General features: G+C 38.2%; 11 protein-coding genes. 8 read left to right on the plus strand and 3 right to left on the minus strand.

The genetic code is table 11. The annotated features are described in order from the left end of the window. The first annotated feature begins 83 nt into the window (after positions 1-83). The 5 genes from AABJ51_RS15840 to secG all read left to right on the plus strand — a co-directional run bounded on the left by AABJ51_RS15840 (position 84) and on the right by secG (position 4,371). Positions 84-920, plus strand: coding sequence for a 1-acyl-sn-glycerol-3-phosphate acyltransferase (locus tag AABJ51_RS15840; protein ID WP_338373347.1), 837 nt, complete (start codon positions 84-86; stop codon positions 918-920). A gap of 286 nt (positions 921-1,206) precedes the next feature. Further along, a complete protein-coding gene (locus tag AABJ51_RS15845) occupies positions 1,207-2,508 on the plus strand; it encodes a sigma-54 interaction domain-containing protein (protein ID WP_338373348.1) in 1,302 nt (433 codons plus the stop codon). Then, positions 2,505-3,011 carry an LptE family protein gene (locus tag AABJ51_RS15850; RefSeq protein ID WP_026626444.1) on the plus strand — a complete coding sequence of 169 codons (507 nt, stop codon included), beginning with the start codon at positions 2,505-2,507 and terminating at the stop codon, positions 3,009-3,011. The genes AABJ51_RS15845 and AABJ51_RS15850 overlap by 4 nt, the downstream gene beginning before the upstream one ends. Before the next feature lie 67 nt (positions 3,012-3,078). After that, positions 3,079-4,005 (plus strand): DUF8458 domain-containing protein, encoded by a 927-nt coding sequence (locus AABJ51_RS15855; RefSeq protein ID WP_338373349.1) that lies wholly within the window; start codon positions 3,079-3,081, stop codon positions 4,003-4,005. A 6-nt stretch (positions 4,006-4,011) separates the two neighbouring features. Continuing rightward, complete coding sequence (gene secG, locus AABJ51_RS15860) at positions 4,012-4,371, plus strand: preprotein translocase subunit SecG (protein WP_026626446.1); 360 nt, start codon at positions 4,012-4,014, stop codon at positions 4,369-4,371. A 94-nt stretch (positions 4,372-4,465) separates the two neighbouring features. Here the strand turns inward: secG and AABJ51_RS15865 are convergent, their stop codons facing one another. The 3 genes from AABJ51_RS15865 to AABJ51_RS15875 form a co-directional block, all read right to left on the minus strand. Continuing rightward, positions 4,466-5,257, minus strand: coding sequence for a TrmH family RNA methyltransferase (locus AABJ51_RS15865; protein ID WP_338373350.1), 792 nt, complete (start codon positions 5,255-5,257; stop codon positions 4,466-4,468). Between the two features lie 166 nt (positions 5,258-5,423). Beyond that, positions 5,424-7,349 (minus strand): choice-of-anchor J domain-containing protein, encoded by a 1,926-nt coding sequence (locus tag AABJ51_RS15870; protein WP_338373351.1) that lies wholly within the window; start codon positions 7,347-7,349, stop codon positions 5,424-5,426. Between the two features lie 22 nt (positions 7,350-7,371). Beyond that, positions 7,372-10,053: a TonB-dependent receptor gene (locus AABJ51_RS15875; RefSeq protein WP_338373352.1), complete on the minus strand. Its 2,682-nt coding sequence runs from the start codon at positions 10,051-10,053 to the stop codon at positions 7,372-7,374. Between the two features lie 691 nt (positions 10,054-10,744). Between AABJ51_RS15875 and rpsU the strand changes: the two genes are divergently transcribed. From rpsU to hpf, 3 genes are all read left to right on the plus strand, one after another. Beyond that, on the plus strand, positions 10,745-10,936 hold the full coding sequence (gene rpsU, locus AABJ51_RS15880) for a 30S ribosomal protein S21 (RefSeq protein ID WP_026626450.1): 192 nt from the start codon (positions 10,745-10,747) through the stop codon (positions 10,934-10,936). 61 nt (positions 10,937-10,997) lie between these two features. Next, the gene (locus AABJ51_RS15885) at positions 10,998-11,882 is read left to right on the plus strand and encodes a phage lytic cycle repressor MrpR family protein (protein ID WP_338373353.1); all 885 of its coding nucleotides are present in this window, start codon (positions 10,998-11,000) and stop codon (positions 11,880-11,882) included. A 34-nt stretch (positions 11,883-11,916) separates the two neighbouring features. Continuing rightward, a complete protein-coding gene (gene hpf / locus AABJ51_RS15890) occupies positions 11,917-12,213 on the plus strand; it encodes a ribosome hibernation-promoting factor, HPF/YfiA family (protein WP_026626452.1) in 297 nt (98 codons plus the stop codon). The last annotated feature ends 264 nt before the right edge of the window (positions 12,214-12,477 follow it).

Here is a 12,477-nt window from a genome sequence, read left to right on the forward strand (position 1 = left end):
TGTTCCCTTATTATTGTTTCATTGTACGCAGGGAACTCCGAAAGGAGTATTTTTCCCGATGTTGAAAAATATAAGAGGAGAAGATGAAAGAAAAATTAATAAGTGCAGAAGAAATAAAAAGCATACACCCCATATTCAGAGGACGTTTCGGGAATATACTTATCAAAATGGTAATGAGTATTACCGGACTGAATAAAGTAAATCGTGTTTACGATACCTCAAAACAATACGAGGGAGTTGCCTTTTGCGACCATTTGCTGAAAGATGTAGGCGTAAAAGTTGTAATTGAAAACAGAGAAGTTTTAGACCGCTTCAAAGATCAGGCGTTTATTACTGTATCGAATCATGCTTACGGGCATATCGACGGGATAACGGCTATTGATGTAGTTGGCTCGGTTCGTTCGGATTATAAAATGATGGTCAACTTCATTCTGGCAATGATAGACACAATGTCTATGCATTTTATTGCGGTTAATCCTTATCAAAAAGGAACGGTTTCCAACAAATCAAGTCTCGATGGTGTTAAACAATGTATAGCTCATGTGAAAGCAGGACACCCTTTGGGCTTTTTCCCTGCAGGAGCAGTGTCTAAAACTAAGCTGAAGGGTTTGAAAATGACAGTTCGGGACAGAGAATGGCAGCCATCAGTAATTAAATTGATCAAGGGAGTTAAAGTTCCGGTTGTTCCTATGTATTTCAGTGGAAACAATTCGTGGTTCTTTAATTTTCTCGATCTGGTCGATTGGCGGTTGAGGAGTCTCCGGCTCGGACATGAAGTATATAATAAGCGGGGGAAAACAATTCATGTGCGTTTCGGTGAACCTATTATGCCGGATGAAATAGCCCGCCATACGGATCTGGATGAACTGGGCGAGTTTCTGAAAGATAAGACATATGCTTTGGCGAAAGATAGCGATTGAAATTTTTTATCTTTATAGAAAGGAGGCTCAGTCTCTCTTGCTTATAAAGCGTTCTTTCAACAATTGAAGAAATTCGGAAATAAGAAAATCAGCCAATAAAGTAACAATAGAAAAAATACATTTCGGGAGTTACTTTTGTAACCTTTTAGGTAAATGAGCTTATTCCTTTTTATTGTTTTATAACAACAAAAGAACAGAGATAAGATTACCGATTATCAGAATTTTTCTAAATTTGTTTATCTCACTTTATAAAAAGGTCTCAGGAGACCTCACTTATATTTAGATTATGGCAAAACCCGATATACAACAGGTAAAACAGCGGTTTGGAATAATAGGAAACAGTCCCGATCTGAACAGGGCTATTGATGTAGCTTTGCAAGTTGCCCCCACCGATATGTCTGTACTTGTTACAGGAGAGAGTGGGGTGGGAAAAGAGACCTTTCCGCAGATTATACATCAGTTTAGCCGCCGTAAACACGGAACATATATAGCAGTCAATTGCGGTTCTATTCCGGAGGGAACTATCGACTCGGAGCTCTTCGGACACGAAAAAGGATCTTTTACCGGTGCGACCGGAGACCGTAAAGGATATTTCGAAGCCGCTAACGGCGGAACCTTATTTTTGGATGAAGTAGGAGAGTTACCCTTATCAACACAAGCTCGTTTGCTGCGGGTACTGGAAACAGGTGAATATATGAAAGTCGGCTCATCTAAAGTCGAGAAAACCGATGTTCGTGTTGTTGCTGCAACCAATCTGGATATGGTAACAGCTACATCGAACGGTAAGTTCAGGGAAGATTTGTATTATAGACTCAATACCGTTCCGATACGGGTCCCGGCTTTGCGTGACCGTCAGGATGACATACCTCTATTGTTTCGTAAATTTGCGAGCGATTGTGCCGAAAAGTACCAGATGCCTGCTATTGTCTTAAGTGAACCAGCCAAAGACATGCTCAAACATTACAGGTGGCCGGGAAATATAAGGCAGCTCAAAAATATTACCGAACAGATATCTATCATAGAGCAAGAACGTGAAATTTCGCCCGATATCCTAAAGTTATACCTTCCGGCTAATGAGGTGGGTATAGTGCCTGTCGGTACGATTAATGCCGGCGGAGGAAGTAGTGATCAGAAGTTGTTTAACAGTGAACGTGAAATTCTTTATCAGGTTTTATTCGATATGCGTAAGGATATGAACGATCTGAAAAAGGTTGTACATGATCTGGTTTCCGGTAAAATTTCGCCAAATGCCGTTGATAATGTCGCTCAGCACTTGTCGGGCTCCGAAAACGGGCTTGCTTCTGCGTCATCTATTACGGTAGTAGATAAGGATAAGAATATAGCAGTTCCAATCAAATATCCTGATACTACTCCCTTGACACCGCGTCCGATGAAAGACGATGCTGTGGAGATAGAAGCAAATGATTTCGAAGAAGAAGCCGCTTCTCTGGAGGATGTCGAGCGTGAGATGATACGTAAAGCTCTTGAGCGTCATAATGGCAAACGGAAATATGCAGCTCAGGATCTTAAAATATCGGAGAGAACATTGTACCGAAAGATTAAAGAATATAACTTAGAAAACTTATGAATAAATTTATAGCCTGCCTGCTTGTTATAGCAGCGGTGGTATCGTGCCGGGTATCTTACCAGTTTAACGGTGCATCTATCGACTACTCGAAAATTAAAACTTTGTATATAAAGAATTTTCAGAATCAGGCAGAGCGTGTTAATCCTTCTTTGGCTCCGGCATTTAATATTCAGATGAAAGATGTATTTACGCGTAATACTAAGCTGAACATCTTATCTAACGGTCCGGCAGATATAGAGATTGAAGGAGAAATCATAAGGTATGATTTGATGGGATTGGCTGTGAAAGAGAATGCTCTGGCATCTACCACCCGTTTGACTATGGCTGTGAGAGTGAGATACAGGAATAACGTAAATCCGAATGAAGATAAAGAAGAGACTTTCAGTGCATACCGTGATTTCGATTCCAGATTAGGATTATCCAGCGTTGAAGAGGGGCTTTATGATGAACTGAATAAAGAGATCGTAGATCAGATATTCAATGCTACGATGTCTAATTGGTAGATAAGTAACTGTTTAAATTTATCAAAAAATAAATAGGTCTGAGACCTCAATTTGAAAAATACTAGCTATGAATATAAAGGATTTTTACCAGCTTGTTACTTTAGAGCGTGAACCCGAAGCCGGGATGCAGGCGCAATTGAAGTACCTGACGCAGAAATATCCTTTCTTTCAGGCGGGTATATTTACGTATATCAAATGTCTTTATCTTGCTGATGATGAGTTGTTCAGGCCGGAACTGAAACGTCTGTCCGCTTTCGTTATAGATCGTAAGGCATTGTTCTATTATGTCATGAACAATGAATTCCGTGAGTTTGAAAAGCAAGCGGAAAAGAAACTGACTCAGGATCGTACAGATATATTGATCAACGCTTTCTTTGATACCTTGACCGACAAGGAGGATGAAGAGCGGGAGCTTGAACATGCTATTGTGAATTCGAGCATGGCGTCTCTCGATTACTTTTCGTATCTCGAATCGTCGCAGCAGGTTTCTCTCGAAGGAGATGCAAAGAGTAAGACCGATGAATTACTCGAAAATTTCGACTTTACACTTGGTGCATCAGGAGTGCCTTCTATTGAAGCATATTCTATTGATGACGAGGGGTTGACGGACGATACGGTATCTGTATCCGAAATATCAGCCGTAGAGGATATACCGGCATTCAGACATCAGGATATCATAGACAGTTTTATATCTAAAGCCGAAAACAAGGAAGATATCCGTATTAAAATAGATAAGGCTGATCTGGCAAGCCAACCGGAAGAAGAATACAGTGATGCGGATATGGATGGGAATGCAAGTGATAAGGAGTTGGATGATGATATCTTTTTTACTCAAACTCTTGCTAATATTTATATTAAGCAGAAAAAATATAATCGGGCATATGAAATTATTAAGCGTTTGAGCTTGAATTATCCCGAAAAAAACACTTACTTTGCAGACCAATTATCATTTTTGGAAAAACTGATAAAGAATTCGAATAAAAAAACAAAATAAATCATAATGGTAACTGTATTTTCAATTCTAACTATACTAGCATCTATTATATTAGTATTAGTTGTTTTAATTCAAAAATCTAAAGGAGGAGGTTTATCTTCAAACTTTTCTTCTTCAAATCAAATTATGGGTGCTCCTAAAACTGCAGACTTCCTTGAGAAAGCAACATGGTGTCTGGCCGGAGCAATCATCGTATTAAGTATGTTAAGCACTAAGTTTATTACTTACTCTGCTCAACAACCACAACAGCAAGTGCAGACTCCGGTAGATAATACTCAGGCTCCTGATATGAACTCACCACAGCCAGCGACTCTTCCGACTCCGGCTAATACAACTCCTGCACCAGTACCAGCTCCAGCAAACTAATTAAGTAGACTATCTACATAAGATATAAAAAGAGGTAAACTTTCGGGTTTGCCTCTTTTGTTATATAATGTATTGAATGATAGTTGTCTGTTGACTAAAATCCTCTTTGCCGCATTGCCTCGAATGTTATTACAGCTGTTGAAACCGAAACATTCAGAGAGTCTATCTTTCCCCTCATAGGTATCTTGATACGCTTGTCTGCATTATTGAGCCAGAAGTCTGTTAGTCCGTCGGCCTCAGTTCCCATCACAATAGCCGAAGGAGTTGTATAGTTGACATCCTGATACCATTCGGATGCTTGCAATTCTGCCGCATAAGAGGTTATGCCTTGATGTTTAAGCCATGCCAGAGCTTCAGTTGATGAACAGACTGCTACCGGAACTGTAAATATACAACCTACACTCGACCGTATTGCATTGGGATTATACACATCCGTTTGAGGATCGCATACAATAACGGCATCTACCTGTGCTGCATCAGCAGTACGGAGTATTGCTCCGAGATTTCCGGGCTTTTCGACTGCCTCTAATATGATGATGAACGGATTGCTTTTGATTGATAAGTTGACCAGACTATGCTGTTTTGGCTTCATAAGAGCGATAAGTCCATCAGAACCTTCACGGTACGCTACTTTTTCGAATACTTGTTGAGATACCTCATAGATCAGATCTTCTGTTATAGAGTCAAGCACATGAGGATAATCGGTCTTCGTAAATAATTCGGGGCACACAAATACCGAATCGGGTTTATACCCGCCTGAAAGAGCCAATGTTAACTCTCGTGCACCTTCTAGAATAAAGAGATCCTGCTCTCTGCGTTCCTTTGCTTTTCCTAGCTTTACTATATTCTTTATCCTTGTATTTTGGAGACTTGTAATCTTTTCCATACGCTAAAATTGAGGTCTAAGACCTTTTACTAATCTATGTTTAGTGTTTTAAATAGAAAATACAAAGGAATATAAAATCCGCTCACAATCCGAATAATCATTCCTAAAAAGAAGAAGGCTTATCCTTTCGGGGATAAGCCTTCTTTTATAATATTGGAGAGCGTTATTATTCGGCGGTTTCGATATAACCAGAACGGTCAGACGATTCGCGTTGGATAAACTTCCACTCTTTAGTTCCTGTACATTGCATTTTGTATGTCCAGATTTCGTTGCTTAAAGTACTTACATGGCTTGAGTATACCTTTAAGGTGATCTGAGCATACTGTATAACTCCACTTACCATTGGTGTAGCATTCGGATATTTTTCAGATAAGAATACCTGAACTCCTTCAACAGTACGGTCATTACAGAACTTCTCTTTTTCAGCAGATGTTCCATTGATCGGATAAAGAGGATCTAATGTACGGTCTTTATCACGATAGCTAACATTTGGATAATATGCGCTGAATCCGTAATAAAATTCGGCATTACCTCTTGTATCCCATAACGCAGGGTTATCAACAGCCTGATGGGCTTTTACATAATCGACTATGATCTGATAGTCTGACTTCTGCATCGTTTCAGCAATTGTCGGATCAAATATCCATTGTTTTACACCATTCACATTGGCAAATACAAACTGATCGGTTTTGGTTACGATAAATGTATTAGGTGTCCAAGAAGTACCATCGAAGATGTATTCGTCTGCCTGATTAGAATCTTTAGTTTTGTAAACAACAACACGTGTAGCACCTTTCTGATCATAAGGATATTTAGCTTTCAGATATGTTGAAATATATGGAGTAGCATTATCGGTAGTCAGGTTAGTAACATTCATTGCTGTGTAATCTGACGGCTGAAGAATTTCTTTTCCGGTTGATGCTTTCCATACAGATCCATCAAATTCATAAGCAGCATATACAGTTGATGATTCTTCTACTTTCACGCCCGGTATGGCTTCGAATACTTGTACATTATCGATCTGGTAAGTAGTTGTTCTTTTAGGGGTAGATGTATCATCCCCTTGGTATCTGAATGCAATATGTACCTTTTTACCATTGAATGCGGCCAGAGATCCCATACCTGCAGCTCTTAATTTGTCATAGTCGGGACTATCTTTATCTGTAATAAGAGATACATCAAATGATTTGGAGATATCAGTCCATTTTGCACTGTTGATATTGGTGCCATCAAAATTGTCTGAAACTAGTATCGATAAACAGTTTTCGGTGAAGTTACGGACATTGACATCAAAAGACAGATGAGGATTATTGATTGTAGACAAGTTATATTCAGGTGAGATCATATAAATATCGTTCTTTCCTTTCGAATTATATGAAGATGCGTTAGCAAATATATTGTTATTGTATGAACGACCTTGCCAGCTGAATGTTCCCAAAAGATCTTGAGTTTGCCATCCTTTGATAGTTACATTATCATAAGCCTTTAGTGTTTCGAAGTCCTCTTTTGCAAGAATTTTACCCACTACCGTAGCATCTACAGGTTCATCTGTCGAATATTCGTAAGTAACGTTCTTTAAATCACCTTTTTTAGCATCCTTGTAACGTTCTTTCAAAATCGTAGGAATATTACTTGCCGGAGCTTTTTTAGGAGTGAAAGCCATTGGGTAAAGATCTCCCCAGACCAATTTGTAGTCAGCGGCACTCATTTCATGCGATTTAGTTGAAAGGCTTGTTACGACCGAATCTCTCTTTTCATCATAATTGTAAGTGATTTTAGCTTGTGAACCAACATCTCCTGCAATATATTTAGTTTTCAAGAGGTAAGGAATCAATTTAGAGGCTGGAAGTCCTTCCGAAAATACTTTAGCCTTATTGAATGCATCTGCTAATGCACTGTCAGATGCAGTCTTGTTTGACCTTAAAGCAGTTACAATTGTCGAAACGTCTGCATCTTGAAATGTATATTCGTAGGATGCTATATTCTCAGGTTTAGTTTTATCCTCAAAATCGTCGAAATAGTGTTCGTTGTAGTCACAAGCGTAAAACATTCCTGTGAGTAGTGCTACAACTAGATATATGTTTTTTTTCATTTTCTAAAAATCTTATTTTAGGTTAGAATTTTACTTTCAATGATGCGGTATAAGTACGACCAAATCCATACATAACACCTACGTCTTCCCAAGTGCTGCCTCCTTCGGTACGAGATTTGTAGTCCATAGCATCAGCAATGTATTCTTGATTAAGTACATTATTGACATTACCGATAATCGTCGCATCTAATGTTCCGATTTTGAATCTGTAGTTTGCTCTTGCGTCCAGTGTTCCATAGCTTGGAATTACCCAAGGGCTATAGTATTTGTATGTACCGCCTACGTTTGGCATTTCTATTTTGAAATTAGCATAGTTGCGACTATAGTGAGTATAGTCTAGACCTAGAGTAAGCTTTTCGTTGAATATTTTATAGCTGGCTCCTGCAGAAAATGATGTTTGAGCAGAGTTTCCTACACGTACACCTTTCATATCAACGAAAAATGATTTGTGTACTTCTCCATCGGCCAAGGGGGTATTACCATCGTTGGTTGCTTCACCTGTACTCATGTAAGCATATCCGGTAGCTTTGCTATCCCAAATCCAATCTCCTAATGAAAGCATACCTGTGATTTCGAGGTTGCGGATTGGTTTTGCAACGAAGTCTAATTCTATACCTTGATGACGGGCATTTATTCCACTCATATTTACAAATGCGTTACGATCACTACCTATTGATGTTACCATTGTTTTGTCCATCCATTTTGTATAATATACATTCAGGTTTGCAGAAAGGTATCTAGAGCGATAACCATATCCTACTTCCGCAGAAAATAGCTTTTCGTTGATTGCATCCTTATTTACATTATTGCTTGTATGTATGCTTGTAAAGTAGCCGCCACTCATAAATGGCGCACGAGATACATATCCTGTATTGAAGAATACATTGTGTTCTTCAGTCAAGTTATAATTCGCTCCACCTTTTGCACTAAATCCTAAGAATGTCTTAGTGTCGGATTTCTGTTGACCTTTACCATAGTAATAGCGATCTTCTTTCCAGTAGCTACTTGCTGATAATGATCCGGAAACAAAAACACTTAAAGCATCTTTGTTATATTCAGCTTGTGAAAAAACTCCGTTTTGAGAAACATATCCGGTATTGTCACGATACACTACATCACCTACTTTTAGTTTTTGATTTCTATAGTCTTCGGTTATATTCGGCCAGTTTGATTCTTTTAATGTGCTTACTTTACGTTGTGGATCTATATAGAAATTTCCACCCATCAGGTCTATTATTTTGCTATCATGCAGACCTGCATAGTATCTAATGTCGACACCCCCGTAGAAGTCAATGTTTTCACCTAACTTAGTAGTATATGTTGAAAGAAGTCCTGTCCAGAAGTGATTATTTCTTGACTCAGTAATAATGGCCTGAGAACCATTTGCGTTTGCATTATTATCTGTTTGCAGATTAGTATAATCCATATATCCGGTAAGTGAATTTCTTACATAAGGATCATTATTCAACAGATGGCCATCGGCATCCGGAGTTGAGTTTGTTCCGTATAATCCGTTGTAGTTAGCTCCACGCCATGCACGTCCAGCTCCATCTCCTATTGATACATATGCAACAGTTGACAAGCTCGATTTATCATTGATAGTCCAGAAGTGATTCAACGAGATTTGAGGTTTATGATAACGGTTACGGTTTGCGTTTATACGCTCTCCCTGAGCATCAAATCCGTATGTTGGATTAAATTTATAACCGTCTTTTTGTTGAGCCCATTCTTTGATGGTTAAGTAGTCACTGTTATAGCGTTGATTGTGCCATTGAGGAGAACCGAAAGCCGTGAATGACAATTGATGGTTGTCGTTGATGATCTTAGAGATATTAACGAACCAAGTGTATGCTTCGAATTCAGTTCCCATGATGTATCCGTCTCCCCAGTTTTTAGAACCAAGTAAAGTCATAGCCCATCCGTTTTTAGAAAGACCGGTAGATACGCTGAAAGCTATCTTGTTGTAGTTGTCATTACCTAGTCCGTAAGAAACGAAACCACCTTTGGTTGCGTCAGTTGATTTGGTTACAATATTAATTGTACCCCCCACAGATGGAGCTGCAACTTTCGAAGCTCCAAGTCCGCGTTGTACCTGCATTGAGCGTGTAACTTCAGATAAACCAGCCCAGTTAGACCAGTAAACTCCACCCCATTCCATATCATTAACGGGAACCCCGTTTACCATAACGGCGATGTTTGCAGACTCAAATCCGCGAAGGTTGATACGAGAGTCTCCGTATCCGCCACCTTGTTTGGTTGCGTATACTCCGGGAGTCGATTTTAATATTTCAGGGAATTCCTGAGAACTTAATTTGGTTTCGAGCATTTCGGGTTCGATAACCGAAATTGCTACCGGTGTTTTACGTCTGATAGCGATGGATGATGTAACTACCACATCTTTAAGTCCGATCGCATCACTTTCCATTTCTATAGTACCTAAATCGGCGGCAGCATCAAGTTTCATGCTCTTGTATCCGACATAAGTAATGTCTAGTTTGCCGGATGCTGATGTAACCTTGATGATGAAAGATCCGTCAAGATCAGTTGATGTTCCGGTTTTAGCCACTTCAGAAAATACAGATACTCCGATTAGTGGTTCTTTAGTGTCTTTGTCAATTATCTTACCCTTGATCGTTGTTTGGGCAAAGGCTGAAATTGAACAAAATAAAACAGCAAAAAGCAGAAAAGATAGTTTTCTCCTCATGATAATTTCAGATAGTTTAAATATTAAATAATGTGATGATTTTGTTCTGGTCAGATTGCGGTGTAAAGAAAGTGTGTGTTCTTTACCCGTTTGAATATTTATATGTGACCATAAGCAACTCATTAGATTCAGGTTAAGACGAGATAGAATTTTCGTCGATACAGGTTTCTCATGAGAAAATGCTTCTCACAAGCAGCGCAAAGGCAAATGCCTAATAACAAAAAACAACTCAACAGGGAGAAATAACTCCACATAATAATCACTTATAGTATATAAATATGTAACAAAGGTAAGATATTTTATATTTAATAATAAATAAATCATAAAAAAAACGCCGACTGGTTAATAAATTTAACAGACAAGCTTTAGACGTATCTGGAGTCGGTTGTGATATTATTGATAAAAAACCTCCGATTGATTTTGGTTCTGTATCGGCGTGTCGAACTGTGCAATTTTATTTATAGTAGAGTTATTTATATCGAAATTTTGTTTTTATAGCTGAAAATTATATCTTTGCACTCCGAAAATGAAGGGAGGTTTTGATTAAAACTTAAATAGACATATATAAAGTTATAACCGTTCTTACATATACTAAGGTGTATGTATAGAGTATGTGATTTGCATTATATGCAGATTACACAGCTAATCAAAACAAATTTCATTTATAAAAAACGAATTAAAACAAAAAATCATGATAGTAGTTCCAATTAAAGAAGGTGAAAACATCGAAAAAGCATTAAAAAAATTCAAAAGAAAATTTGAAAAAACAGGCGTTGTAAAAGAATTACGTCGTCGTCAAGCTTTCGAAAAACCTTCAATCACAAATAGAAAGCAAAAAATACATGCTGTTTATGTACAAAAACTTCAACAAACAGAAGAATAATTAAATTTGTATTTGTAACAGTGTTTTCCTAACTTCGTCATCAACCAAAGTAATATAGGGTATGACGATTGTGGAAAAATATATAAGCTATCTCCGTTATGAGAAGAATTACTCTTCGCATACGGAGATTTCTTATTCTACAGACCTGATGCAGTTTGCGGATTATCTCGAACGTAATTATCCTGAATATGCTTTGGAAACCGTTGATGGAAATATTGTCAGAGCATGGATCATGTCATTGATGGAGCACAAAAATACAGCTCGTTCTGTAAATCGGAAGCTAAGTTCTTTAAAATCGTTTTACCGTTATCTGCAACGTGTGGGGGAAATAACATCCAATCCGATGAAAAGGATTACCGGTCCCAAGGCAAAAAAGCCAATTCCTTCGTTTATTAATTACAACGATATGGAGAAAGTACTCGATATTGATGTTCCTGATGACGATTATGAAGCGTTTAGAGATAAAGTTATTCTAGAACTGTTCTATGTAACCGGTATGCGGCGAGCAGAGCTGATTGGGTTAAAAGATGTTGATGTCGATTTTTTTGCAGGAAACATCCGGGTTACCGGAAAGCGTAATAAACAGCGCATTATCCCCATCAGTAAGCGGACAATCGAGCTGTTGGAGCGATATCTGGAGGTGAGATGCGAAATATTTGAGAACCAAACCGAGACTTTCTTTGTTAGAAAAGACGGAGAACCCATATATCCAATGCTGGTGCATCGTGTGGTGACAAGCCATCTCAGGTGGATACCGACTTTGACCAAGGCAAGCCCTCACGTATTGAGGCATTCGTTTGCGACAGGAATGCTAAATAACGGGGCGGATATAAATGCAGTGAAGGAATTGCTGGGGCATTCGAGCTTAGCTTCGACAGAGATTTATACACATACATCGTTTGATGAACTAAAGAAAATTTATAATAAAGCTCATCCTCGAGCATAAGTGTAAACAACCAATAATAAAGGAGGAATTTATCATGAACATTAACATTCAATCGCTGCACTTTGATGCAACTGACAAACTGAAAGAGTTTATCCAAAAGAAAGTAACTAAACTAGAAAAATATTCAGACGATATATTAACAGCCGAAGTGATACTGAAGGTGGTGAAACCTGAGACAAAGATGAATAAAGAGGCTTCAATTAAATTGAATGTGAAAAACGACGACCTGTTTGCGAGTAAGGTGGCCGAAAGTTTCGAAGAAGCAATAGATATATGTACCGAAGCTCTCGAAAAACAATTGGTAAAATATAAAGAAAAAGCAAAGAGCTAATAAGTAACAATATAAATAGGGCTGCCGGACAAGAAAAATGTCCGGCAGTTTTTTTGAAGATTAAAGAGGTCGGTATTTTAAAAATTCAGCTTTTTTAGTGGTATATCTAAACTATTATACCTTTCTTTGTACAATCAAAAATGCGATATCCGCTAAAATGTCGCTGCGAAGAAAAATAAATTTGCAGAACTGTTGCGATTATAAAAAATAATATCTATTTTTGTCGCCGTTTCGCACAAATTACAAAGTCGAAACAGCGCTTTG

Origin of the sequence: Indolivaga capnocytophagoides (genome assembly GCF_036511535.1) — a bacterium.
Lineage (GTDB): Bacteria > Bacteroidota > Bacteroidia > Bacteroidales > Dysgonomonadaceae > Dysgonomonas_A > Dysgonomonas_A capnocytophagoides.

What these genes read in the sequence shown, in the direction of transcription:
- AABJ51_RS15840 (WP_338373347.1), top strand. Translation starts at nt 84, where the DNA reads ATGAAAGAAAAATTAATAAGTGCAGAAGAAATAAAAAGCATACACCCC.
- AABJ51_RS15845 (WP_338373348.1), top strand. Translation starts at nt 1,207, where the DNA reads ATGGCAAAACCCGATATACAACAGGTAAAACAGCGGTTTGGAATAATA.
- AABJ51_RS15850 (WP_026626444.1), top strand. Translation starts at nt 2,505, where the DNA reads ATGAATAAATTTATAGCCTGCCTGCTTGTTATAGCAGCGGTGGTATCG.
- AABJ51_RS15855 (WP_338373349.1), top strand. Translation starts at nt 3,079, where the DNA reads ATGAATATAAAGGATTTTTACCAGCTTGTTACTTTAGAGCGTGAACCC.
- secG (WP_026626446.1), top strand. Translation starts at nt 4,012, where the DNA reads ATGGTAACTGTATTTTCAATTCTAACTATACTAGCATCTATTATATTA.
- AABJ51_RS15865 (WP_338373350.1), bottom strand. Translation starts at nt 5,257, where the DNA reads ATGGAAAAGATTACAAGTCTCCAAAATACAAGGATAAAGAATATAGTA.
- AABJ51_RS15870 (WP_338373351.1), bottom strand. Translation starts at nt 7,349, where the DNA reads ATGAAAAAAAACATATATCTAGTTGTAGCACTACTCACAGGAATGTTT.
- AABJ51_RS15875 (WP_338373352.1), bottom strand. Translation starts at nt 10,053, where the DNA reads ATGAGGAGAAAACTATCTTTTCTGCTTTTTGCTGTTTTATTTTGTTCA.
- rpsU (WP_026626450.1), top strand. Translation starts at nt 10,745, where the DNA reads ATGATAGTAGTTCCAATTAAAGAAGGTGAAAACATCGAAAAAGCATTA.
- AABJ51_RS15885 (WP_338373353.1), top strand. Translation starts at nt 10,998, where the DNA reads ATGACGATTGTGGAAAAATATATAAGCTATCTCCGTTATGAGAAGAAT.
- hpf (WP_026626452.1), top strand. Translation starts at nt 11,917, where the DNA reads ATGAACATTAACATTCAATCGCTGCACTTTGATGCAACTGACAAACTG.